At 75.0% G+C, this 24,138-nt stretch carries 17 protein-coding genes; 9 read left to right on the top strand and 8 right to left on the bottom strand.

Features of this window, described 5'->3' with window-relative positions:
* Positions 1–109 precede the first annotated feature (109 nt).
* Entirely contained in the window at positions 110–1,180 is a 1,071-nt protein-coding gene (locus tag OG286_RS34045; RefSeq protein WP_405358864.1) for a BTAD domain-containing putative transcriptional regulator, read from the top strand.
* Positions 1,181–1,387: 207 nt separating this feature from the next.
* Here the strand turns inward: OG286_RS34045 and OG286_RS34040 are convergent, their stop codons facing one another.
* Both OG286_RS34040 and OG286_RS34035 read right to left on the bottom strand, forming a co-directional pair.
* Complete coding sequence (locus OG286_RS34040; protein WP_396321161.1) at positions 1,388–2,056, bottom strand: cutinase family protein; 669 nt, start codon at positions 2,054–2,056, stop codon at positions 1,388–1,390.
* Between the two features lie 217 nt (positions 2,057–2,273).
* Complete coding sequence (locus OG286_RS34035; RefSeq protein ID WP_405358866.1) at positions 2,274–2,948, bottom strand: LuxR C-terminal-related transcriptional regulator; 675 nt, start codon at positions 2,946–2,948, stop codon at positions 2,274–2,276.
* A gap of 176 nt (positions 2,949–3,124) precedes the next feature.
* Between OG286_RS34035 and OG286_RS34030 the strand changes: the two genes are divergently transcribed.
* A complete protein-coding gene (locus OG286_RS34030; protein ID WP_405358868.1) occupies positions 3,125–6,256 on the top strand; it encodes a bifunctional cytochrome P450/NADPH--P450 reductase in 3,132 nt (1,043 codons plus the stop codon).
* Positions 6,257–6,521: 265 nt separating this feature from the next.
* Positions 6,522–7,388, top strand: a complete 867-nt coding sequence (locus tag OG286_RS34025) for a BTAD domain-containing putative transcriptional regulator (RefSeq protein WP_396321157.1) — start codon at positions 6,522–6,524, stop codon at positions 7,386–7,388.
* 89 nt (positions 7,389–7,477) lie between these two features.
* Here OG286_RS34025 and OG286_RS34020 read toward each other — a convergent pair whose 3' ends face one another.
* From OG286_RS34020 to OG286_RS33995, 6 genes are all read right to left on the bottom strand, one after another.
* On the bottom strand, positions 7,478–8,002 hold the full coding sequence (locus OG286_RS34020; RefSeq protein ID WP_396321156.1) for a MauE/DoxX family redox-associated membrane protein: 525 nt from the start codon (positions 8,000–8,002) through the stop codon (positions 7,478–7,480).
* Positions 7,999–8,484 (bottom strand): S26 family signal peptidase, encoded by a 486-nt coding sequence (locus OG286_RS34015; protein WP_405358870.1) that lies wholly within the window; start codon positions 8,482–8,484, stop codon positions 7,999–8,001. The genes OG286_RS34020 and OG286_RS34015 overlap by 4 nt, the downstream gene beginning before the upstream one ends.
* Entirely contained in the window at positions 8,481–10,409 is a 1,929-nt protein-coding gene (locus OG286_RS34010; RefSeq protein ID WP_405358872.1) for an ABC transporter ATP-binding protein, read from the bottom strand. The genes OG286_RS34015 and OG286_RS34010 overlap by 4 nt, the downstream gene beginning before the upstream one ends.
* Positions 10,406–10,978, bottom strand: coding sequence for a hypothetical protein (locus OG286_RS34005; RefSeq protein WP_405358874.1), 573 nt, complete (start codon positions 10,976–10,978; stop codon positions 10,406–10,408). The genes OG286_RS34010 and OG286_RS34005 overlap by 4 nt, the downstream gene beginning before the upstream one ends.
* Positions 10,979–11,055: 77 nt before the next feature.
* Positions 11,056–11,295 (bottom strand): hypothetical protein, encoded by a 240-nt coding sequence (locus OG286_RS34000; RefSeq protein WP_396321152.1) that lies wholly within the window; start codon positions 11,293–11,295, stop codon positions 11,056–11,058.
* Positions 11,296–11,438: 143 nt separating this feature from the next.
* A complete protein-coding gene (locus tag OG286_RS33995; RefSeq protein WP_405358876.1) occupies positions 11,439–15,719 on the bottom strand; it encodes a molybdopterin-dependent oxidoreductase in 4,281 nt (1,426 codons plus the stop codon).
* Between the two features lie 291 nt (positions 15,720–16,010).
* On the opposite strand from OG286_RS33995, the gene OG286_RS33990 reads away from it, so the two are divergent.
* The 6 genes from OG286_RS33990 (at position 16,011) to OG286_RS33965 (ending at position 24,070) form a co-directional block, all read left to right on the top strand.
* Positions 16,011–17,090, top strand: a complete 1,080-nt coding sequence (locus OG286_RS33990; RefSeq protein ID WP_396321150.1) for a DUF3048 domain-containing protein — start codon at positions 16,011–16,013, stop codon at positions 17,088–17,090.
* 493 nt (positions 17,091–17,583) lie between these two features.
* Entirely contained in the window at positions 17,584–18,321 is a 738-nt protein-coding gene (locus tag OG286_RS33985) for a Crp/Fnr family transcriptional regulator (protein WP_396321149.1), read from the top strand.
* Between the two features lie 76 nt (positions 18,322–18,397).
* A complete protein-coding gene (locus OG286_RS33980) occupies positions 18,398–19,258 on the top strand; it encodes a hypothetical protein (protein ID WP_396321148.1) in 861 nt (286 codons plus the stop codon).
* Positions 19,251–22,115, top strand: coding sequence for a hypothetical protein (locus OG286_RS33975; protein ID WP_396321147.1), 2,865 nt, complete (start codon positions 19,251–19,253; stop codon positions 22,113–22,115). Before OG286_RS33980 ends, OG286_RS33975 begins: the two co-directional genes overlap by 8 nt.
* Complete coding sequence (locus OG286_RS33970; RefSeq protein WP_396321146.1) at positions 22,112–23,533, top strand: hypothetical protein; 1,422 nt, start codon at positions 22,112–22,114, stop codon at positions 23,531–23,533. The genes OG286_RS33975 and OG286_RS33970 overlap by 4 nt, the downstream gene beginning before the upstream one ends.
* 6 nt (positions 23,534–23,539) lie before the next feature.
* Complete coding sequence (locus OG286_RS33965) at positions 23,540–24,070, top strand: Pycsar system effector family protein (RefSeq protein ID WP_396321145.1); 531 nt, start codon at positions 23,540–23,542, stop codon at positions 24,068–24,070.
* Positions 24,071–24,138 lie beyond the last annotated feature (68 nt).

Here is a 24,138-nt window from a genome sequence, read left to right as displayed (position 1 = left end):
GACCGTCGCGCACGCTCCTCCGGATCGTTCCGGATTCCCCGCCCCGCACGGCCGCTACTACCTTGTCGACGGCCGCCGGACCGGCCGGCCCGGAGTGCAGGGAGCAGCGATGCCGACGACCGCCACCACCAGCCGGCCGAGCGCCGCCGTTCTCGGGCGCCAGGAGCGCAGGGTGCTCCACGCGGTCGGCTGCGGCCTGAAGGACGACGAGATCGCCGCCGTCCTCGCCATCCCCGAGGACGCCGTGGCCGGACACCTCGCGCGGATCCTGGTGAAGCTCGGGCTGCGCGACCGGGCCGCCGCCATCGTGCACGCCTTCGACTGCGGAGTGATCGCCCCGGGCTGCGGCCCCCGCACGCAGGTGGTGAGCCCGGTCTTGCGGAGCGCCACCGGCCGGGCGGCCGGGCCGAGGGTGCGGATCTCCGTGCTCGGACCGGTGCGGGCATGGCAGGACGGGCGCGCCCTGGACCTGGGGCACCTGCGCCAGCAGGCCGTCCTGGCGGCGCTGGCGCTGCGCGGGGGGCGGACGGTCAGCCAGCAGGAACTGCTCTACGGGGTCTGGGGGTTGGAGGCGCCCGTCACGAACGTGGTGCCGGTCCACATCTACCGGCTGCGCAAGACCCTGCGCATCGGGGACAGCCCGGACTCGGTGATCGAGCACGACCGGTGTGGCTACCGTCTGGTCGCCGGCGCGGCCGAAGTGGACCTGGCGCGTATGGAGGGCCTGGTCACCGACGCCGGGACGGCCCATCGGGCGGGCGACCCGGCCGAGGCGGTCCGCCTCTGTTCCCAGGCGCTGGACCTCTTCCGCGGGGAGGTCCTGGCCGGCGTGCCCGGCCCGCTCGCCGAGCTGGAGCGGGTGCGGCTCGCCGAGCGCAGGATCACCGTCGCACGGCGGAGGTCGGAGTGGCAGCTGCGGCTGGGCCGCTACTCCGAGGCGATCGCCGGGCTGTTCGCCCTGTCCGCGGAGCACCCCCTGAACGAGCAGGTGGCCGCGATGCTGATGCGTGCGCTGTACCGCGGCGGCCGACAGGCCGACGCCCTGGCCGTGTTCGACCGCACCCGCCGCCGTCTGGCCGACGACCTGGGGGTTCCGCCGAGTCTGATGCTGCGGCAGACGTGCCGGATGATTCTGCGCGGGGACGAGGCCGGCCTCGGCCTCACCGGAGCCACGCCGTGACCGGGCCGACGCCGGCCGCCCGGGGCGCCCGGCCGGAGCCGCCCGGTGACCGGCCGGACGGGCGGTCCGTCCGTCCGGCCGCGGCGCACTCTCACATCGTCCCCGGCCGGCACCGGCAGATCACCACCTGTCAGTGGACGGATGCTCCCGGCCACGGACAGGTGGTGAAGGGATGCGGCCCGGGCCCGGCCGACGGGCGTCCCGTGACTACCAGGGGTACCAGGCGCCGTTGTACCACTGCTCGTTGGCGCTGTCGTTGTGGTGATCCATGTTGAAGTCTTCGGGGTAGTTCTTGACGTGGTTGTTCGGGTAGGTCCAGATGCCGGCGGACTCGTCGCAGACGTAGTCCCAGTGGCAGATCGTCTTGACGGGCACGTTGCCGAAGAACCTGTCGGCACCGGCGAGCGGGGCGCCGATGATGCCGCCGAACGGCACGGCTCCGCCGTTGGCACCGGGAGGGCCCTGGCGCTTGGGGTCCGCGATGAGGACGGCGTTGACGTTGTCGAACGTCTGCCAGTTCTCGGTGACCCAGGTGTGCACCACCCCGGCTCCCAGGGAGTACCCGGCCATCTTGACGTGCTGGCCCGGGCACACCGCGCGTTGGTCGCGGACCAGCCGGTTCAGCTCGTTGACGCCGGCCCGCGCGCTCGCACCGTTGGGGATCTGGGTGGGATACCCGACGTGCTGCTGGATGTTGCCGTAGAAGCCGTCGTTGTTCCACGCGCTGCCGGTGCCCCCGACAACGATCGTGTAGGTACCCTCGCACGGAGCGGCCACCCGTGCGGCGGCCCCCTGTGCGGCGGCTCCCTGTGCCGCCGTGAGCCCGATCGTCAACAGGAGTCCGGCTGACGCGGCCGCGATCCTTCGTGCTCGCATTCGATCCTCCTCATGCAGGTGGCCTGCGCGTCTGCTCCGATGCGGTACGCGGTCGGCCGAGGTCACCGGACCACCGTGGCAGCGGTCGATGACATCCCGATGACGTCCGCCGTCCGGGCCGGCCCCCGGCCACCGCGTTCAGCGCAGCCGGGCCAACGGTCACCGGGCCCACCGCAACCGGAGTCGGCCGCGAGGGCGGGCGCGGGGGCAGGGCAGGTCAGCGGGCCGGCTCCGGCGGCCAGGCGCCGGCCGCCAGGACGCCGGTGGCGTAGGCGCGGGCCACCAGCGCGGTGCGGTTGGGCAGGTGCCAGCGCCGGCTGAGCCGGGCGAGGTGGTAGTTGACGCCGTCCGGGGTGAGGCCGATCTCCTTGGCGATCTGGGTGGTGGTGGCGCCCCGGGCGGCTGCGGCGAGGATCCGGGCCTCGACCGGGCTGACCTCGGGGCGGGGGCCGGCCTGCGGGGTGACGGGCCGGCCGGCGGGTTCGTCCAGCCGGCGGAGGGAGAGCAGCAGGTTCGGGGTCTCCTCCGGGGCGTCGCTGACCAGGTCGACGGTCATCTCGCCGTACCGTTCGGTGCCGTCGACGGCCGACCAGGAGACCCGGGCCGGGTACCGCGAGCGGCGGTGCAGCCGGACGGCCTCGGTGAGCGCCTGCAGGGTGGAACTGTCCCGGAGGGCGAAGAACTCGAGGATCTTGCGGTTCCGCAACTGCCCCGGCAGCAGACCGAATTCGGCCGCCATGGCGCGGTTGACGATCAGGATCCGGCCGCCGAACTCGCACACCGCGATGGGCATCAGCACGTGGTCCAGCAGGCGCAGGGCCCGGTTGCGCCAGATCACCGCCGGATCCTGCCGGCTGTCCGCCGGCGGACCGCAGCCGTCGGTCGGTCGCATGTGCGGCTCTCCTTACCGTGGCAGCGGATGGTGCATCAGATCCGACGGTTCGTGGGCAAGCCTCCGGATGGTGCTGGTACTACACAATCATGTAGTGATCGGTGGTGGGCGTCCTCCGCGGCGGGCCCAGAGTGGAAGGCGGCCAGAACGTTCCAGCTACGGAAGGCGATTCACCGATGACCGAGACCTTGACCGAGACCATGAACGTCCCCCTGGTGGACATCTCGTCGGCGCCTCCCGTCGCCGCCCCCGTCCTGCGGACCATGGAGCTGGCCAGACAGCACGGCCCCGCTTTCGTCCAGCGGCTGCACGGACTCGACACCCTGATCGTCGGCAGCCTGGACCTGGTCACCGAGCTGGCCGACGAGGAGCGCTTCACCAAGTCGGTCGGTCCGGCGTTGGAGAACGTCCGCGAGTTCACCGGGGACGGCCTGTTCACCGCGTACAACGAGGAGCCGAACTGGGCCAGGGCGCACGACATCCTGGTGCCCGCCTTCGCGCTCGGCTCGATGCACACCTACCACCCGGTGATGCTGCGGGTGGCCCGTCGGCTGATCGACTCCTGGGACCGCCGGGCGGCCGCCGGGCTGACGGTGGACGTGCCCGGCGACATGACCCGGATGACGCTGGACACCATCGGGCTGGCCGGGTTCGGCTTCGACTTCGGCTCCTTCGAGCGGGACGAGCCGCACCCGTTCGTGGAGGCGATGGTGCGCTGTCTGGAATGGGCGATGACCAGGCTCACCCGCTCACCGGACCTCGACCACGGCGAACGCGACGCGGCGTTCCGGCTGGACGCCGGCTACCTGGCCTCGGTGGTGGACGAGGTGATCGCCGCCCGCGCCGGGGGCGGCGACCAGGGCCCGGCCGAGGACCTGCTCGGTCTGATGCTGGGCGCGGTGCACCCCGCCGACGGCACCCGGCTGGACACCGGGAACATCCGCAACCAGGTGATCACCTTCCTGATCGCCGGTCACGAGACCACCTCGGGCGCACTGTCCTTCGCGCTGTACTACCTCGTCAAGCACCCGTCCGTGCTCCGGCAGGTCCAGCAGGAGGTGGACGCGCTCTGGGGCGACCAGGCCGATCCGGAGCCTTCGTACGAGGACGTCGGACGGCTGCGGTACACCCGCCAGGTGCTCAACGAGGCGCTGCGGCTGTGGCCGACGGCGCCCGCCTTCAGCCGGGAGGCACGGGAGGACACCCTGCTCGGCGGCCGGATCCCGGTCCGCGCCGGGGAGCCCGTCCTGGTGGCGACCACCATGCTGCACCGTGACGCCGCCTGGGGCGACAACCCGGAGCTGTTCGACCCCTCCCGGTTCGACCCCGAGCCGGAGGCGGCCCGCTCGCCGCACGCCTTCAAGCCCTTCGGTACCGGCGAACGCGCCTGCATCGGCCGGCAGTTCGCGCTGCACGAGGCCACCATGCTGCTGGCGATGCTGGTCCACCGCTACCGGCTGATCGACCACGCGGACTACCGGCTGACCATCAAGCAGACGCTCACCATCAAGCCCGACGACTTCACCCTCGCCCTCGCCCCGCGCACGCCCGCTCCCCCGGCGGCCGTCCCGGACGCGCCGGCCGCCCGCGGCACCGGGGAGCTGCCCGGGCGGGTCCGCCAGGGGACCGGGCTGCTGCTCCTGCACGGTTCCAACTACGGCGCCTGCCGGGAGTTCACCCGGCAGCTCGCGGAGGCGGCCGGCGAACTCGGCTGCGACACCGCGATCGCCCCGCTCGACGCGTACGCGGGCGGGCTGCCCACCGACCGTCCGGTGGTGATCACGGCCGCCTCGTACAACGGGCAGCCGACGGACGACGCGGCCGCCTTCGTCGGCCGCCTCCTGGAGGCGGCCGACCACGAGGCCGACGGGGTCGAGTACGCGGTGCTCGGCATCGGCGACCGGACGTACGCGGCCACCTACCAGCGCGTCCCGGCCCTGATCGACGACCGGCTCGCCGCCCTCGGCGGCGCCCGGCTGCTCGGCCGCGGCGAGGCCGACGTCTCCGGTGACCTGGCCGGCACGGTACGGGCCTTCACCACGGCGCTGCGCACGGTCCTGCTGGAGCGGTACGGGGACGCCGGCGCTCCCGCCGTGCGGCCGAAGGAGGCGGCGTACACGGTGACCGAGGTCGCCGGTGGCCCGCTGGACGCCCTGGCCGCCCGGCACGACATGGCCGAGCTGACCGTGACCGCGGTCGGCAGCCTCACCGACCCCGCCTATCACCGGGTGAAGCGCCTGGTCCGGCTGGCCCTGCCCGCGGGCGTCGGCCACCGGACCGCCGACCACCTCACCGTGCTCCCGGCCAATGACCCGGCCCTGGTCGAGCGCGCGGCCGAGCTGCTGGGCGCCGATCCGGAGACCGTGCTCAACATCGTGGCGCACCGGCGCACCGGTCTCGCCGTGGACCGGCCGCTGACCGTCCGCGAACTGCTCACGCACCACGTCGAGTTGCAGGACCGTCCGACGGCCGGCCAGCGTGCCGAGCTGGCCGCACTCAACCCGTGCCCGCCCGAGCGGGCGGCCCTGCGGGGCGTGTCCGACGACGACCCTCGCACGCTGCTGGACCTGGTCGAGGACCACCCGGCCCTGCGGGAGAGCCTGACCTGGCCGGTGCTGCTGGAGCTGCTGCCGCCGATCAGGCCCCGGCACTACTCGATCTCCTCGTCGCCCTCCGGCACCGGCGAGGTCGAGCTGATGGTCTCCGTGCTCAGCGCCCCCGCCCGCTCGGGCCGGGGCACCTTCCGGGGCACCGGCTCCGGCTACCTCGGCCGGGTGGCCGTCGGGGACACCGTGCTGGCGCGGGTCCAGCCGTGCCGGGAGGTCTTCCGGATCGGCCACCGGACCCCGGTGATCATGATTGCGGCCGGCACCGGTCTGGCACCCTTCCGTGGCGCCGTCGCCGACCGCCGCGCGCTGCTCGCCGAGGGAGCCGGCCTCGCCCCGGCGCTGCTGTACTTCGGCTGCGACGCCCCGGACGCCGACTACCTGCACCGGGACGAGCTGGAGGCGGCCGACCGGGCCGGCGCCGTCTCGATGCGGCCCGCCTTCAGCGAGCGGCCGGTCGACGGGCAGCGCTTCGTCCAGGACCGCATCGCGGCCGAGGCCGCGGAGGTGTGGGAGCTGCTCGCCGCCGGCGCGGAGGTGTACGTGTGCGGCGACGGCGCCCGGATGGCCCCGGGCGTCAGGGCGGCGTTCCGGGAGCTGTACCGGCGGCGGACGCCGGGGGCCGATGAGCAGCAGGCCCAGGTCTGGCTCCAGCACCTGGTCGAGGCGGGCCGTTACGTCGAGGACGTCTACGCGGGCTGACGCGCACCGGGCTGACGTCCACACGGGCGCGGCGGGCCGAGTCCGTGGCTTCCGGACCGTTCGGCCCCGTCCAGGCCGCTCCCTCCGGCCGCGGGCCACCCGCCCGGACCACGGGTGCGGACCACGGGCGCGGGTTTTCGGCAGCGCGGTTCCCATAGCCGGGACGACGGCTTATGATCGCGCGCATCGCGACGAGCCGCCGACTCCCTTTCGACCAACGGGAGTTCGTTTGAGCTGCCCACAAGGTCCGTAGCTCGGGGGAAACATGCGCTACACGGTTCTCGGACCGCTGGAAGTCTTCGACCACGGCACCCAGGTGCCCATCGAACGGCCGCGCCGGCGTGCGGTGCTGACGTTCCTGCTGTTGAACGCGAACCACCAGGTCTGCATCGAGCAGTTGGTGGACGCGCTCTGGGGCGAGCGTCCGCCGCGCAGTGCCCGCGGCCAGGTGCACACCGCCGTCTCGGCCCTGCGCAAGCTCCTCCCCGGGGCTGCCGCCGGGGCCGGGGCGGGGGACGACGCCGGGCCGCTCGCCTCGCTGGCGGGCGGTTACCGCCTGTCGGTCGGGCGGCACGACCTCGACACCATGGACTTCTGCCGGGAGGTCGCGGAGGCGCGGCGGCTCACGGCGCTGGGCGAGCACACGCGGGCCGTCCGGCATTTACGGACCGGGCTCGGCCTGTGGCGCGGCGCCGCGCTCGTCGGGATCGATGCGCCGTTCGTGGAACCGTTCCGGGCCCATCTGGAGGAGGAACGTTTCGCCGCCTTTGAACTGCTGGCGGACATCGAACTCGGCGCGGGGCGGCACCACGAGCTGGTCCCCGAGCTGACGGCCCTGGTGGACCGCTACCCCGCCCGCGAGCGCCTCGTGGAGCAGCTGGTCCTCGCCCTGTACCGCAGCGGGCGGCAGACCGACGCGCTGGCCGTGGCCCGCCGGCTGCGGGCCCTGCTCGCGGACGAGTTCGGGCTGGACCCGGGGCCCGCCCTGGTGGAGCTGGAGCACGCCGTGCTGCGCGGCGACCCGGCCCTGCTGGGCCCGCGCCGGCACACGCGCGCGGGCCTCCCCCGGCTCCGCCGGCTCTGCTGCCATCCGGCGCACACCCGTCCGTACCACCCTCGGACGGGCCGCTGACCGGCGCGGCCGCCCCCGCAGCCCACCCGCCAGGAACGCCGACCGGGACTGACCGGGAGTGACCGGATCCGTCCGGAACAGCAGGGCCGTCAGGAGCGCCGGGGCGTGGCGGGCCCCTGGAACAGGTAGGCGATGTCGTCCCACCGTACGACCAGGGCGCCCGCGGCCACGCCTGCGGCGAGGGCGGCCGCCGCCAGGGCGGGGGCCACGTCACCGCCGGGGGCCAGCGCCGCGGTGAGCGCGCCGGCGGCGAGCAGCGAGTTGCGCAGGACGAAGCCCCCGGCGCTGCCGCGGGCGGCGGGCTTCGCCGGGCCGAAGCACCGGCAGTCCGCCGCCCGCCCGGCCCGCAGGGTCGCGACGGTGAACCCGGTCAGCAGCACGAGCGCGGCCACCGCGCCGGCCTGTCGTACCGTCGCGAGCAGCACCACGGTCACCAGTTCGGCGGCGATCACACCGACGGCGGTCGGCCGCCGCAGGGCGGCCGGCAGCCAGCGGAAGCCCGCCAGGTCGGCGGTGAACGCGGCCAGGGCCGCGCGGCTGCGCGCCTTGCCGGTCAGGGCGGCGCCGAAGACCACCACCAGCAGGGCGCGGGCGGCCAGTTGCAGCATCGTCATGCGGTCCTCCTCGAACCGTGGGTCGTACGGTGCCCCGATCGGTTCAGGGACTGCGCGGGCCGCCCGTCGCGGGACATCCGGCGTACGGCGACGCCCAGGGCGGTGCGGCTGGGGACGGTGCCGAAGGTCCGGGAGTCCAGGCTGCGGGGGCTGTCGCCGAGGACGGCGAGGTGCCCGGGCGGCACCGCGGGGCAACCGTCCGCGGCCGGGTCCCCCGGCATGCCACTGACCCGCTTCACCAGCCAGGGCGTGTCCCCCGGGGCGCGCGGTCCGTCCGGGACGGGGATGACCACGACGTCGCCGCGGTGGAACACCGTGGTGCGGCGCACCAGCACCCGGTCGCCGTTCCGCAGGGTGGGCTCCATGCTGCCGCCGTGCACGACGACCAGCTCGAAGGAACGGCGCAGCAGCAGCACAGCCGCCGCGGCCCCGGCCAGTGCTCCGGCGGCGACGGCCGCCGCGGTCGGGGAGAGCGCGTTCACCGCACCGCCTCGGGCCGGTCCGCGTCGACGCGCGGCACGTCGTCCTGCACGTCGTCCTGCCCGGCGGCCGTGCGGGCGGGCGGCCGGCGGCCCGCGGCGGGGGCGGGGGGACCGTCCGCGCGGTACCCCTCCGCCTGGGCGGCGAACATCTCCGCGTACCGGCCGTCGAGCGCCACCAGTTCGTCGTGGCTGCCGCGTTCCACGACCCGCCCCTCGGAGAGCACCACGATCATGTCGGCCTCGCGCAGCGCGGCGAGCCGGTGCGAGATCAGCAGGCTGGTGCGCCCGGCGCGGTGGCGGCGCAGCGCCTGGTGGACCTGCCGCTCGGCGAGCGCGTCGAGGCCGGAGCTGGGCTCGTCCAGGATGAGCAGCTCGCCGTCCTCGCGCATGAGCGACCGGGCGAGGGCGACGCGCTGCCACTGGCCGCCGGAGAGCGTGACGCCGTCCTGCTCGTCCTCGTCGGTGAACGTGCGGCTGAGCAGGGTCCGGTAGCCGCGGGGCAGCCGTTCCAACGTCCCGTCGATGCCGGCGCGGCCGGCGGCGGCGCGGATCCGGCCGAGGTCCTCGCGGTGCTCGGGGGCGCCCAGGCCGATGTTCTCGGCGGCGGTCAGGTCGTAGGTCATGAAGTCCTGGAAGGTCGCGCCGATCCGGCGCCGCAGCTCGTCGACCGGCATGGTGCGGATGTCGACGCCGTCCCAGAGGATGCGCCCGCGTTCGGGGTCGTAGAACCGGCAGAGGAGCTTGACCAGCGTGCTCTTGCCCGCGCCGTTCACTCCGGCGAGGCCGACGGCGCGGCCGTGCGGCAGGTGCAGACCGACGCCGCGCAGCGCCCAGGGGCCGTCGGGGGTGTAGCGGAACCACACGTCCTCGAAGGTGATGCCGTCCCGCAGCGGGGCCGGTACGACCGTGCCCTCCGTCAGGTCCACGGGCGAGCCGAGCAGCGCCAGGTAGTGTCCGAAGAGCCTCAACGCCTCCTCCGCGCGCCCGAGTTGCATCACGATGGACGACAGTGCGCCCTGGACGGCGGCGACCGCGGCGGTGAACAGGGTCATGTCGCCGAGGGTGATCCGGCCGACGAGCACCTGCCGCGCGACGACGACGGCCGCGGTGCCGGCGGCGGCCGCGGTGAGCAGGGCGAGCCCCGACTGGACGAGGACGCTGCGGCGCAGGGCGGCCAGACCGGCGCCGGTCGTCTCGCGGAGCCCGTCGAGCGCGCGCCGGCGGAAGAGCGGCCCGGTGCCGAAGAGGCGGATCTCCTTGGCGGCCCGGGGGTCGATGAGCAGCGTCCGGTAGAAGTAGTACCGCCGGGTGGCGGGGACGATGGCGGCGGCGGTGTCGGCGAGGCCCCGGGAGGTGCGCACGTGGCCGACGACGGAGACCGCGACGCAGACGACGAGGAGCGCGCCCATCGGCGGCCAGAACACCAGCACCGTGCCGAGGAACCCGGCGATCGTCGCGCTGCTGCGGACCGAGTCGAGCAGGAAGTCGAGGACGTCGTGCGGTGCGCCCTGGGCCGCGGTCTCGGCGAGCCGGATCCGGTCCTGGGTGGCCGGGTCCTCGAACGGGCGCAGCCCGCGGTAGGCGTTGACCCGTTCGTAGAGCCGGTCCTGCACCTCCAGGTTGACGGCCCGGCCGACCACGGCGCCGGTCAGCGCCGTGACGTGGTTGAACACGGCGATCGCCCCGGCGAGGACGGCGCCGGCCGCCGCGAGCCACGCCACCCGGGTGCCGTCGGCCGCACCGGGGCCGCCCGCACCGGCGAGGGCGTCGACGAGCAGTTTGGTGACGTAGGCCGTCACGGCGGGGAGTACCCCGGTGAGCAGGGCGAGCAGGAGCTGGAGCAGGATCCCCCCGGGCGAGGCCCGCCAGCCCAGCCGCAGTGCGGCGGCCGCGGTCCGTGCCCGCCCGGCTACCGCCGTGATCACACCGTTTCCCTGACCGGAGCCGGGCGGTCGGCCTGCGCGCGGTGGGCCGGTGCGGGCACGACGTCGGCCAGCTCGTGACCGGCGGCGGTGATGACGCCGTCCTTGAGCCGGAGCAGCGTCGGGAAGGCGCCGACCTGGCCGAAGGCGGCGGTGGCCGAGGACTTCTCGGCGACGACGGCCACCCGGCCGACGGCGCCGAGGGCGGCGGTCATCCGGCGGGTCTCCGGGCTCTCCGGGTCGCCGATGACGAAGAACAGCGGGTCGTCGGCCCCGGTGGCGGCGCCGCCGGCCAGGGAGTCGATCAGCGTGCCGCAGGGCGTGCAGCCGACCATGACGAACCCGGCGAAGGCGTCGCCGGAGGCCACGTCGGCCACGGTGAGCTCCTCCCCGAAGGTCGTGACGGCGCTGAACTCGCCGACGGCGGTGCCGACCGCCGGCAGGGCGTCGGGGGCACCCGGGCCGCCCTCCTCCAGCGTCCGCAGCCTGCGGATGACGGCGAAGGTGAGCACGAGGTTGGCCGCGGTGGCGATGCCGAGCACGACGGCGAGGGCGATGAGGGCGGTGAGCATGTCGGTTCCTCTCTGGGCCGTTCCGGGGGCGACAGAGGGCGGGGGCCGCCGGAACGGGGCCCCCGCCCATCCGGTCGTCAGCAGCCGTACGCGACCTTCTTGTTGTACTGGAGGCCGCCGGTGCCCTTGCAGGTGCCGGTGCAGTTGTAGTAGCCGTTGCACATCGGCTGCCACCACCAGCCGCCCGAGCAGTAGCCGCTCCTCGAGGTACAGGCGACGACGCCGCAGTAGTCCGGCGGCACACAGGCGCCGGCCTTCTTCTGCTTCAGCACCGCGCCCAGCATCCGGTCGCCGAGTGACGTGAGGGTCCTGGTCATGAGACCTCCTTGTGGGGTGCGACCCGTCCGATCGGGTCGCCCACCATGCTGTCCGGGCGCTCTCTCCATCGGCTCCTCATCGGCTCTGCGCCCGGCAGCCGCGGCGCGTGCCCGGCCGGATCGCCGCCGGGCAAGGGGCGTCCTCAGTAGACGTCACGGACGTAGCGCTTGTCGGTGGCGAGCTGCCGGACGTGGGCGCCGGCTTCGTCGTCGTCCAGGCCGCCGTGCGCGGAGACGATATCGCGCAGGGCCCGGTCGACGTCCTTGGCCATCCGGCCGGCGTCGCCGCAGACGTAGAGGTGGGCGCCGTTCTGCAGCCAGTCCCACAGGCGGGGGCCGTGTTCGCGCATCCGGTCCTGCACGTAGACCTTGGCGCGCTGGTCGCGGGAGAAGGCGAGGTCGAGACGGTCCAGGTGGCCCGACGCCTGGAACGCCGCCAGTTCCTCGCGGTAGTAGAAGTCGGTCGCCTCGCGCTGCTCGCCGAAGAAGAGCCAGTTCGGGCCGGTGTGGCCGCGGGCCTGCCGCTCCTCCAGGAAGCCGATGAACGGTGCCACCCCGGTACCCGGGCCGATCATGATCATGGGGGTGGCGGGGTCGCCGGGCGGGCGGAAGTGCGGGGAGCGCTGGACGAAGACGGGCACCGGGCCGTCGTCGGCGGCGTCGGCGAGGAAGCTGGAGCAGACGCCGTTGCGGGCCCTGCCGAGGTCGTTGGCGTAACGGACGACGGACACCGTGAGACGGACCTCGCCGGGGTGGGCCAGCGGGCTGGACGATATCGAGTACAGCCGGGGCTGCAGACGCCTGAGGACTCCGGCCCACTCCCGCGCGGTGGCCCGGACGGGGAACGCGCCGACGACGTCGACGGCCTGCCGGCCCCAGCTCCATTTCGCCAGCTCGCCCTTGTTGTCCGCCCGCAGCAGCCGCCGCAGGCCGCCGTCGCCCGTGCGCTCGGCGACGAAGCGCAGCAGGTCGGGGGTGATCTTCGCGATCTCCAGCCTGGTCCGCAGGGCCTCGCCGAGCGGGATGTCCCCCGCGTCGGCGACCGGCACGGTGTCGGCGGGGTCGAGGCCGGTGACGGCGAGCCACTCCGCCACGAGCTCCGAGTCGTTGGCCGGCCAGACGCCGAGCGCGTCACCCGCCTCGTAGGCGAGGTCGCCGTGGTCGCCGCCGCGGGTGTCGAAGGCGTACTGCCGGACCTCCTTGGCCGAACCCGGGAGGCTGAGGAGCCGGTTGCCGATCAGCAGCGTGGCGAAGGGTGAGGTCCTGGAGTAGCCGGACCGCTCCGGCGCAGCCGGTGCGGCTCCGGGCCCGGCGGGCTCCGTCACCGCCGTGGCGGGCGCGGGCCGGGCCGCGGACCCGGCCGGGGCGGACGTCGCCCGGGCGGGCTCCGACCGGCGCTCCGCCAGCGCCCCGAGGACTTCGTCGAGCCACTTCCCGGCGGCCTCGGCGTAGTCCGGTTCGCAGTCGGTGCGGGCGGCGAGCCGGGTGGCGCCCAGCTCGCCGAGGCGGTGGTCCAGGCGGCGGCCGTGGCCGCAGAAGTCGTCGTAGCTGGAGTCGCCGAGGGCCAGCACCGAGTAGCCGAGGTCGGCGGCGAGGGCCTCGCCCCCGGCGCAGAGGGCCGCCCAGAAGCCGGAGCCGTTGTCCGGTGCGTCGCCGTCGCCGAAGGTGCTGGTGATGAACAGGACCGGGGCGCCGGCCGGCAGGGAGGCCGGGCTGACGTCGTCCATGCCGAGGAGCCTCGCCCGCCAGCCGGCCTCGGTGAGGCGGCCGACGGTCATGGCGGCGGCCTCCTCCGCGTTGCCGGTCTGCGAGGCCCACAGGACGAGGACCTCACGCGCGGGCCCGTCGGCCGCCGGCGGCGGCTGCTCGCCGGTACGCGGCGCGGGGGGCGGCAGCACGGCCGGCGACGGGGCGCCGGCGGTGGTTCGGGAGAACCTGCCGGCCAGCACGCCGTTGACCCACAGGGCGCGCTCCGGGTCGATGGGGGCCCGCGCGGGCAGGACCGGCACCGTGGCGCCCTGCGGCGGGGCCGCGTCCAGTCCGGCGAGGAAGCCGGCCAGGAAGTGCCGCTCGCCGGTGGCGAAGGCCGGCGGGGCGAGGTCCGCGATGCCGAAGAGGCTGCTCAGCGCGGCGGTGCGCGCACCCTGCGGCGCGAGGGGTGCCGGGTGCGGCCGGGGCTCCCCCGTGGCGGGCCCGACGGCGGCGGGCACGGGAGCGGCCGCCGTGCGCTCCGGCGCCGGCACCGGTCTCAGCGAGACGGCGCAGACCTTGAACTCGGGCTGGAAGGAGAGCGGGTCCACGGCGTCGTTGGTGACGGCGTTGATGCTGAGGTACTCGCCGAAGAGGTCGTTCCAGTGGAACGGCGCGAAGCAGTTGCCCGGCCGTACCCGGTCGGTGACGACCGCCGGCAGGACGGCCCTGCCACGCCGGGACGCGATCTCCAGGTGTTCTCCCCCGGCGATGCCGAGCGCCTCGGCGTCCTGCGGATGGACCTCGACGAAGGGCCCGGGGTCGAGCCTGTTGAGCTTGGCGACCTTCCCCGTCTTGGTCAGGGTGTGCCACTGGTGCTGCAGGCGGCCGGTGTTGAGGACGAACGGGAAGTCGTCGTCGGGCAGCTCGGCGGCCGGCAGGTGCGGGCGGGGGAAGAACGAGGCGCGGCCGCTCGCCGTGGGGAACGCCAGCCGGGGGCGGGTGCCGTCGGGCCGCTCCAGCAGGGTCTGGCTGATCCCGTCGTTGACGTACCGGACCGGGTTGCGGTCCGGCCCGTCCACGGAGGCGCTGGGCCACTGCACCGGGGTCTCCCGCAGCCGCTCGTACGTCACGCCGCGCAGGTCGTAGCCGGTCTTCGGGTTCCACGCCCGCTTGATCTCCTCGAAGACCTCCTCGGCGCCGTCGTACGTGAAGCCCTCGGCGAAGCCCATCGCGCAGGCGACGCGGGCGATGATCTGCCAGTCCGGCAGGGCCTGGCCCACGGGGTCGGCGGCCGGCCGGACGAGGGTGAGGTTGCGCTCGGAGTTGACCATCACGCCCTCGGCCTCGGCCCACATCGCGGCGGGCAGCACCACGTCGGCGTAGGCGTTGGTCTCGGTGTCGGCGAAGACGTCCTGGGTGATGACCAACTCGGCCGCCTCCAGGCCGGCGATGACGGTCTTCCGGTTGGCGACCGTCGCGGCCGGGTTGGTGCAGATGATCCAGCAGGCCTTGACCCCGCCTTCCGCCATCCGCGAGAACAGCTCGACGGTGCCCTGGCCGGCCTCCGCGCGCAGCGTGCCCGGGGCGAGGCCCCAGAGCCCCTCGGTGAACTCGCGGTCGGCCGGCACCAGGACGGAGCGCTGGCCCGGCAGACCCGGGCCCATGTAGCCCATCTCGCGCCCGCCCATGGCGTTCGGCTGGCCGGTCAGCGAGAAGGGGCCGCTGCCGGGGCGGCAGATGGCGCCGGTCGCCAGGTGCAGGTTGACCAGCGCGTTGGTGTTCCAGGTGCCGTGGGTGGACTGGTTGAGCCCCATCGTCCAGCAGCTCATCCACTCCCCCGCCTCGCCGATGAGCCGCGCCGCCTCCCGGATGTCGGCCTCCGGGAGGCCGGTGATCCCGGCGACCGTCGCGGGTGTGTAGTCGGCGAGGAAGCCGGGCATCGCCTCCCAGCCCTCGGTGAACTCCTCGATGAAGGCCGGGTCGGTGTGCCCGTTCTCCACCAGCAGGTGGAGCAGGCCGTTGAGCAGCGCCAGGTCCGTTCCCGGCCTGATCTGCAGGTAGAGGTCGGCCTTGTCGGCGGTCGCGTTGCGGCGCGGGTCGACGACGACGAGCTTGGCGCCCGCCTTGACGCGGTCCATCAGGCGGAGGAAGAGGACCGGGTGGCAGTCCGCCATGTTGGCGCCGATGACGAAGAAGACATCCGCGTGCTCGAAGTCCCGGTACGAGCCCGGCGGCCCGTCGGCGCCCAGTGACAGCTTGTAGCCGGTGCCCGCGCTGGCCATGCAGAGACGGGAGTTGGACTCGATCTGGTTGGTGCCCACGAAGCCCTTGGCCAGCTTGTTCGCCAGGTACTGCGCTTCGAGGCTCATCTGGCCGGACACGTAGAACGCCAGCGCGTCCGGGCCGTGCTCGTCCAGGATCTCCCGCAGCCGCCGCGCGGTCGCGGCGATCGCCTCGTCCACGTCCGTCGCGGCCGGCTCGGCGCCGCGCTCCGCCCGGACCAGCGCCGTGCCCAGCCGGCCGGTGGCGGCGAGCATGTCCGCGCTGGTGGCGCCCTTGGTGCAGAGCCGGCCGAGGTTGGCGGGGTGGCCCTTGTCGCCGGACGCCTTGACCACCGCGCGCCGCCCGGTGGCGGCGTCCGTCGTGACGTCGAGCAGCACCCCGCAGCCGACACCGCAGTACGAGCAGACGGTCTTCACGGTGCTGGTGGCCTTCGCGCCCGACGCCGTCACAGGGGTTCCCCCTCGGTAGGACTCCTCCTCGCCGCCCGCCGGACCGTACGGCTCCTGCGGGCGACCGTGGGGGCATCCCCACCGTCAGCACCGTAGGAAGCCCGGGTTACCACCGCATCACGCCGACTGATCATCGATGGTTAACGCTGCCGCACGCCGGTCGCGGCCGGGTGTGAGCGAACCGGCCGCCGCGGGCCCGCCGGCGGCCGCGGACGGAACCGGGCCGGTCGGCGGCCGCGTCTTCACAGGTGCCCGAGTCCCTGATGACCGGGTGCACGGAGGTGAGCCCGGATGAAGACCTTCGAGCGTGCGGCGGCCCGGTGGAGATCCCTGACCGTCGGGCACCGGCTCGTCGCCCTCGGCGTCGGCGGCGGCGCCGTGCTCCTCGCGATCCTGCTGGCGGTCGTGCTCACCGTCGGCGGCGGGGGCGGCCCCGGGCACACGGCGGCCGGTCTGCCGCCCGCCCCGTCGGCTTCCCCGCCGGCCGGCCCCTCCGGTCCCGGCGGCGCGGGTGCCGTTTCGCCGCTCACCGGGCTGCCGGGCGGAGCGGGCAGGATCATCGCCGTCAAGATCGACAATGCCGCCGCGGCCAGGCCCCAGACCGGCGTGAACGCGGCCGACGTGGTGTACGCGGTCGAGGTCGAGGGCGGCCTCTCGCGGTTCCTGGCGGTCTACGACTCGAACCACCTGCCCGCCGGCGACCGGATCGGCCCGGTGCGCAGCGCCCGGGAGAGCGATCTGCCCATCCTGCAGCAGTACGGGAGGGTGGACTTCGCGTACTCCGGGGCGCAGACCGCGTTCCTGCCGGTGCTCGCCGCGGCGGACGTGTTCAACAGCTCGCCGGTGCAGGACAGTTCGTTCTTCCGCGGGCAGTGGAACGTGCCACCGTTCAACCAGTACGTGGTGCCGTCCGGGGTTCTGGGCCACTTCCCGGACGCGGCGGTGGCCCGCGACGTCGGCTTCCGCTTCGGCGACGCGCCGGCCGGCGGCGTCCCCGCCGCCTCGTTCACCGCGCGGATGCCGGCGGCCTCGTTCACCTTCACCTGGTCCGCCGCGGAGGGCAGGTACCTGGTGGCGGTCGACGGCAGGCCGGCCACCACCACGGACGCCGGGCAGATGGGGGCGCCGACGGTCGTGGTGCAGAGGGTCGCCGAGACCACGTCGCCGCGAGGGCTGGTCGACTCGTTCGGACACCTCGTGCCCTTCGCGCCGACCGTCGGCAGCGGTGAGGCGGTCTTCCTGCGCGACGGCGCGGCGTACCGGGGCACCTGGTCGCGGTCCGACGCCGCCGGCGGCACGGAGTTCAGCTACGCGGGGCAGCCGATGACCTTCCACCCCGGGCAGGTCTGGATCGTCCTCGAACCCGCGTGAGGTTCACCGGACCGCCCGGCCGGGTGCGGGCTCAGGCCGTTCGCCGGCGCCCCGCCGGTGACGCCGTCCCGGGGCGGGCCCGGGCAGCCGGGAGAGCACGGGTACCGTCCTCGCCCGGGGCCCGGCACGGCCTGACCTGGACCTCCCGCGCCCCGGGGCCGCCACCGCCGTGCCCGGGCGGCCGCGGGCACCTGCGTCCCGTGCTCGCGCGAAAGGGCGAACGGAGCGTGTACACCGAGCTGTTGCCAATCGATGTCCGAATTGTTTCAAAGTCTGCACAGATGCCTCCCCGACACCCACCCCGACCTGCGGTTTCACCATCGTTCGCGGAGCGCGTCAGGCCCTCGCCGGAGCGCCTCACCAGCCTCCTGAGTCACACGCCCACCACCTTGACCCCGTTGTGAGAAATCTGGCCTGAATCCGCATCCGACGGGTCTACGATCTCCCAACGTCGGACCGGATCATGGCAGTTCAAGATCATCAGGGGGGTGGCATGGGTCTACTCGGCGGCGACCTGCCCTTCGCCCGTACCCTCACCGCCCACGACCATGAAGCACTCGTCTCGCTCGGAACTCCGAAGACCTTCGCGGCGGGGCAGCACCTGCTGTCCGAGGGGGACCGCTCCACCCACGTCCTGCTGGTCCTGGCCGGCTGGGCCATGGTCTTCGTGGCCACCGACCGCGGAGCCACCCGGCTGGTCCTCGGCCTGCGCGGACCGGGCGAACTCATCGGCGAACTGGCCGCGTTGGACCAGCGGCCGCGCAGCGCGACCGTCCAGGCCCTCGGGCCGGTCGAGGCGCTCGTGATACCCGGGGACGGCTTCCGGCGCTTCCTGGCCACGAGCCCGCGGGTCGGCAGCCAGGTGATGGCCCAGCTCGCCTCCCGGCTGCGGGACTCCGACCGGGAACGCTCGGCACTCGCCTCGCTCACCGTCGTCCAGCGCCTCGCCAGCCGGCTCGTCGAGCTCTCCACCACCGACGCCACCGCCGGGCCCGCCCGCACCCGTTCCGCCGAGGGCGGTTCGGCGTCCGTCGTCCACCTGGCGCAGGACGACCTCGCCGCCACCGTCGGCGCCACCCGCGAGGCGGTGGCCAAAGCACTCAAGCTGCTCCGTGACCAGGGGCTGGTGCGGACCGGCACCCGGATGGTCGAGATCCTCGCCCCCGCCCCGCTCCTCCTGCTCGCGCAGGGGCCGCACGACCAACGGCCGGAGGCCAGACCGCGCCTCTGAGCGCAGAGAGCGGGGGATCGCCGGCGCATGTAAAGCATCACAGACAACCCGGCGCCCGGCGCCGGATTCTGACGGTGTGCCGAAGACAAGCGTGGGGGTGAACGTGCACGACCAAGCAGTCGACGCGGTGTACGAGTTGGTGATCAGCGTGGACGTCCGGAAGTCCGGCGCCTACAACGACGCGGGAAAGACCCGGATGCGGCGGCAGCTGTACGCCGTCCTCGACCGGGCGTTCGCCGAGGCCGGGGTACCGGCCCGCGCCGTCCACCGCGAGGACCGCGGCGACGGCATCCTGGCGGCGGTGGGCCCCACCGTCCCGCCCGCCCGCATCCTCGGCGTCTGGGTCACCGAGGTGCACGAGCAGCTGCGCCGGGAGAACCCCGACCTGCGGATGCCGCTCGGGCTCCGCGTCGGCCTCCACGTCGGCCCGGTCACCCACGACGCCCAGGGCATCAGCGGCCACGCCGTCGACCTCGCCTGCCGGCTCACCGACTCGGCCGCCGCCCGCCTGCTGCTCGAACGCGACCGGGCCGACCTGGTCGTGGTCGTCTCCGACTCGCTCTACCGCGAGGTCGTCCGCCACGGCGGCCGCTTCGTCGACCCCGGCGACTACGCGCCGGCCGACCTGCGGACCAAGGACGGCGCCACGCCCGCGTGGGTCCGGCTCCCCGGCCGGCCCCGGCCTGCACAGGTGCCGGACGGCGGGGAGCAGGACGGCGGGGAGCAGGACGGCCGCGGGCAGGACGCGCCGGACCGGCGGGAACCGGCGGAGTACACCCTGGCGGCCCCGCTCGTGCCGGAGGTGCGGGAACCACAGGACGTCCAGGCGATCCCGGAGCAGACGATCGTGCACGGTGACGTGTCGGTACACCGCGACAACACCTACCAGGGGCCGGTGCACATCGGCCGCACCACCGGAGGGGCACACCGTGGCTGAGCCGAGGAACGCCCCCGCCGCCCCGGCCGTGCGCCGGGCGGACGAGCCGCGCGACCGGGCCGACCGGCGCGCCGGCGAGGAGCGCCCCCGGCGCGAACCGTCCGAAGGCGACAGCCCTGAGCGTGACCGGCCCGGGCGCGCGCGCCCGGCGTCCGGGCCCGGCGACCAGGACGGCCGCGAGCGGCCCCGGGCCGACCCGGACCGGGCCGACGAGGAGCGCCCGGCCCCGGGCGGCGCCGAACCCGGGGCCGCGGACGGGGAGCACCCCGCCGGCGACCCGCCGGCCCAGGACCAGGAGGACCAGGAGCGCGCCGAACGCGAGCGCGCCGCCGGCCGGTTCCGCGAGCGCAGCCGCGACCGGCTGCTCGACGAGCAGGAGGAGGAGGGCGGGGCGGCGGTGGGCATGGGCGCGACCTCCCGCGCGCACCGCCAGGCCCGTGGCTCGTACCAGGTCGGCGGCGACCACACCCTGTTCGACCGCACGGTGTTCCACCAGGCCCACATCGGCGACGTCCACCTGCGGCTGGACAGCCGGCAGGCGGTCGGCGCGGTCAGCGGCCCGGTGCCCGAGTCGGAGCTGCGGCGGGTCCGCCGGATCTACCTGGAGCCGGAGGGTTACGTCGACCTGCAGCAGGCGCTGCGCCGGCAGCGGGTCCTGGTACTCGCCGCGGCCCCCGGCGCCGGGCGGACCTGCACCGCGCTGGCTCTGCTCGACGAGCTGACGCAGGGCCGGCCGCCGGCCGCGGACGGCCCGCAGGACGGCGTGCGGGCCGGCGGCCCCGCGGAACCACCGGCCCGGGTCTCCCGGGTCTCCCCGGAGACGGCCGTGCCGCAGCTGACCGCCACCGTCCAGGGCAACGGCGGGCAGCGGCACGGCTACCTGCTCGAACTCCCCTCCGGCCACGGCAACCCCGGCCTGCCCCCGGGCGAGCTGGAGCTGGACGCGCTCGCCGCCGCGCTGGCCGGCGTCGGCTCCTACGCGGTGCTGGTGGTGGCCGCCGGCCCCACGGCCACGCCCCTGCTGTCCGGGCGGTACGGCCGGATCTGCCCGCCGGCTCCGACCGAGGAGCTGCTGCGCGCCAGGCTGGCCGCACATCTGGCCGGCCCGGACGCGGAGAGCACCGAAGCCGCCGGGGCCGCCGAGCCCGCCGGAGCCAGGGCCGCGGCGGTGTCCGCGCCCGCCGGGGGTGCGGACGCGGACACCGAGGAGCCGGGTGAGGGGCCCGGTTCCGGTGACGCGTCCGGTTCCGGTGACGGCCCCGGTGACGCGTCCGGTGACGGCGCCCGTGGGACCGGCGACGAGGCGGCCGCCCGGGCCACGTGGGCGGCCGAGCTGGCCGACGACCCCGAGCTGCGGGCCGGCGTCGGGCTGGAGGACCTCCGCCCCGCCGAGGCCGAACTGCTCGCCGACCTGATCGCCGCCCACGTCTTCGGCAGGCTGACCCGCGAGGAACTCCTCGGCGGCTGCCGGAGCCTGGCCCCGCAGCAGGCCCAGGAGTGGTTCGCCGGCGCGGACCGCGAGATCGCCGGCGCGGCCGAGGAGACCGGCCGCTCGGCCGCCACGGTGCTGCACCCGACCGCCTCCCGGATCGCGCTGGCCGTCCTCAACGGCGCTGTGCACAGCACCGTGGCGGAGGCGGCCCACCTGCTCACCTGGGAGCTGGCGGTGGCCCGCGACCCCGGCAACACCCCGGCCCGCCCGTTGTTCTGCGACGATCCGGTCTCCGATCTCGCCTACCTCCGGGCCGAGTTGACCGAGGGCGAGGTGGAGACGGCGGGCATCAGCGCGCCCGCCCGGATCGTCCGCTACCGGGGCTCGGCCCTGCCCGCCGCCGTGCTCGCGGAGGTCTGGGACCGCCACCACCCGGCCCGCGAGCCGATGGTCCGGTGGATGCGGCTGCTGGCCGACGACCCTCGGCCCGAGATCTGGGTGCGCGCCGCCCTCGCCTCCGGAGAGCTCTGCGCCCGGGACTTCGCCAACGGCTACGAGAAGCTGGTCCGTCCGATGGCCACCGCCCGCACCACCCAGCGCCGGGCCTTCGCGGCCACCGTGCTCGACCAGACGGCCCGGCACGAGAGCCACCGGCCGGCCGTGCGGGCCCTCGTCCGCGACTGGACCAGGTCGGACTCCCCGCGCCTGCGCTGGACCGCCGCCCTGGCCCTCGGCTTCGGCCACGCCGCCCCGGTGGAGGCCGCACTCGACGGACTGGCCCGGATCGGCACCGACGAGGAGGACGACCAGGCTCCGCTCGCCTCGCACAGCGTCGTCCGCCTGCTCTCCGGCCCGGACGACCGGGCGGTGCTGCGCCGGCTCGCCGACTGGACCGGCGACCAGCGGGTGCCCTACCAGGACCTCGGCCTGCTGACCGTCGTGCGGCTCGCGCTGACCACGGTCGGTGAGGTCTGGGACGGCGAGGCCTCGCCGGACCTCGGCGACTACCTGGACTGGCCTCTGCCGCTCGCCCTCGCCGTCACCCGCCCCGACCGGACCGGCCCGCTGGCCGACCTGATGTGGACGGCGCTGCGCACACCGCGCTCCCACGAGGCCGCCACCGACTGCCTGGAGTTCTGGCTTCGCGGTGCCGTCGACGACGACGGCCCGGACACCCGGGCCGGCCTGGCCGCGCTGCTGCCGGCCCTGCTGAGCACCGACAGTGAACGGCGGCTGCTGGACTGGCTGTTGCGCCGCATGATGAACGACCCGGACGATCCCCTGCCGAACGCGCGGGGCCGCGAGCTCTGGCACCTCGCCACCGGCGGCCGCCCCGGCGGCGACCACGGCGGGGGCCGGGAGGGGCGGGGCGGGAGCGACGGACGGTCCGCCGACGCTGTCGGGACATCGGAGGAGGAACGATGACGGACAACCCGCGGGCCGCCGCAAGGCCCGCCGGCCGGGGCAGGTCCGGCACGCCCGAGCAGCCGGCCGGTCCGCTGCTGAGGGAGTACCCGCGCCCGGACGCCGGCACCCGCCACCCGAGCGCCGAGGTCGCCCTGGTGCTCTTCTATCGCAACGGCGGCCACAGCGTGGTCACCGCGATGGGCACCGAGCACTTCGGGCGGCCCCTGATGGCACGCCCGGTGACGGTCTGCGAGGTGGCCAGGGGCACTCATGTCACCCGGCTGACCCTGCAGGTCCCGGCGGCCGGCAGCGCCACCTTCTTCGAGGTGGAGGCGGACGTGCAGTGGTCGGTCACCGACTACCGCAAGGTGGTGGACGAGCAGGTCAAGAACGTGGCCGTGCGCCTGCGGGCACCGCTGGTGGAGCGGCTGCGCGGGATCTGCTCGAACTACCCCGTGTCGGCCGCCGCGGAGGCCGACCGCGCGGTCAAGTCCGCCTGCCGCAACGGGCAGTGGGACGACCTGGGCTACGACCTCGGGCTGCGGGCGGAGCTCTTCGTGCGCTTCGCGGTGGACAAGAAGACCATCCAGCACGTCGACGCGGAACGGAACTTCGACCACGACGACCGCACGGCGGCGCGCAGCCACGACCGCGCGCTGGCCGAGGAGCACCGGCGCACCGAGCTCCTGCAGATGCGCATGCGCAAGTTCCGGACGATGCTCGAGGGCGGCGAGTGGAGCCAGATCTGCTTCATGCTCGCCGACAACCAGGACGAGGCGCGCGCGTTCATGGAGATGCTGCGCCAGGAGTCCCGCGCCGACAAGCGCGAACTGCTCGACCACACCCTGCGGCTGGTCGAGAAGGGGGTGATCCAGTCGGCGGAACTGGAGTCGCAGGTCAGGGAGTTGCTCGGGACCACCGCCTACCGCGTCGAGGGCAGCTTCGGCCGGCCACCGCTCCGGGAGCCGGCTCCGAGGGCCGAGCTGTCGCCGGGCGGGAGCCGGGGTCGCGGTCAGGACGACGAGGACGACACCCGGTGGGAGGACCGGCACCGGGAGGACCGTGGCGACGCCCGCAACGCCAGCGACGACCACGACGACCGCCGTCGGACCGGCCGCACCGCCGGCCGGAACGACGACTGGAACGAGGACCGGAACAAGGACCGGAGAGACAACGCGGGGAGCGACCGGCCCCCCTTCACCCCGCTGTGGGTGGATGCCGAGCCCGCCGCCCCGCACCGGCCCCCCGCCGGGGCCCGGACCGGCCGCCGGCCCAGCGAGGCCTTCGACGACTGGGAGTACCCCGGGTCCGACGCCGCCGGCGGAGACCGTCGTACCGAGGACCGCCGCCCGGACGGGCGTCACACCGACGGACGCCGCCCCGACGACGACCGGGAGCGCGACGACCGCCCGTGGTCCCCCGGCGAATGGAGCTGACGGCCCGTGACCGACACCGACGCCGGGACCGGCGCGGCCCCGCACCCCGCCGCCCCCTGCCCGGACGAGGCCCGCTTCGTCGCCGACCGCCTCCTGGCGGCGGTGCGCGAGGACATCGGCCGGGCCGACACCAAGTCCTCGATCCTGCTCACCGCCGCCCTCGGCCTGCCCGCCCTCCTGCTGGGCCGCCCTTGGGCCGCCGATCGGCCCGGACCGCTCGCCGCCGTCCTGCTCGCGCTCGGCGGCGCGCTCTGGGCCGCCGGAGCCGTGGCGCTGGTACGGGCGATCCTGCCCCGGACCGGCACCCTGCGCGACCGCGACGGCGTCACCTTCTTCGGCGACCTCGTCGCCGCGGAGGGCCGGTCCGCACTCGCCGGCCGGGTGGTCGCGGCCGGCCGCGACCCGCTCGACTGGCTGCTGGTCCAGGCCGTCGACGTCAGCACCATCCTCGCCGCCAAGTACCGCTGGATCCGCTGGGGAGTCGCCTGCCTGGCGCCCGGCTCGGTCCTCGCCACCGCCGGGCTCCTGCTCGCCTGAGCGCCCGGCCCGCCCCCTTCGGACGGCCCTCCACCGAGCGGCCGGCCGAACGCCCCCTGATCCAGAGG

It is taken from the genome of Kitasatospora sp. NBC_00039 (assembly GCF_045160625.1).
GTDB lineage: Bacteria > Actinomycetota > Actinomycetes > Streptomycetales > Streptomycetaceae > Kitasatospora.
Note: the sequence above shows the minus strand (reverse complement) of the source record. Positions and strands in the feature narration are given on the sequence as shown.

Bases quoted from the DNA above. Each gene is read 5' to 3' on its own strand.
- OG286_RS34045 (WP_405358864.1), top strand. From the start codon at position 110: ATGCCGACGACCGCCACCACCAGCCGGCCGAGCGCCGCCGTTCTCGGG.
- OG286_RS34040 (WP_396321161.1), bottom strand. From the start codon at position 2,056: ATGCGAGCACGAAGGATCGCGGCCGCGTCAGCCGGACTCCTGTTGACG.
- OG286_RS34035 (WP_405358866.1), bottom strand. From the start codon at position 2,948: ATGCGACCGACCGACGGCTGCGGTCCGCCGGCGGACAGCCGGCAGGAT.
- OG286_RS34030 (WP_405358868.1), top strand. From the start codon at position 3,125: ATGACCGAGACCTTGACCGAGACCATGAACGTCCCCCTGGTGGACATC.
- OG286_RS34025 (WP_396321157.1), top strand. From the start codon at position 6,522: ATGCGCTACACGGTTCTCGGACCGCTGGAAGTCTTCGACCACGGCACC.
- OG286_RS34020 (WP_396321156.1), bottom strand. From the start codon at position 8,002: ATGACGATGCTGCAACTGGCCGCCCGCGCCCTGCTGGTGGTGGTCTTC.
- OG286_RS34005 (WP_405358874.1), bottom strand. From the start codon at position 10,978: ATGCTCACCGCCCTCATCGCCCTCGCCGTCGTGCTCGGCATCGCCACC.
- OG286_RS34000 (WP_396321152.1), bottom strand. From the start codon at position 11,295: ATGACCAGGACCCTCACGTCACTCGGCGACCGGATGCTGGGCGCGGTG.
- OG286_RS33990 (WP_396321150.1), top strand. From the start codon at position 16,011: ATGAAGACCTTCGAGCGTGCGGCGGCCCGGTGGAGATCCCTGACCGTC.
- OG286_RS33985 (WP_396321149.1), top strand. From the start codon at position 17,584: ATGGGTCTACTCGGCGGCGACCTGCCCTTCGCCCGTACCCTCACCGCC.
- OG286_RS33970 (WP_396321146.1), top strand. From the start codon at position 22,112: ATGACGGACAACCCGCGGGCCGCCGCAAGGCCCGCCGGCCGGGGCAGG.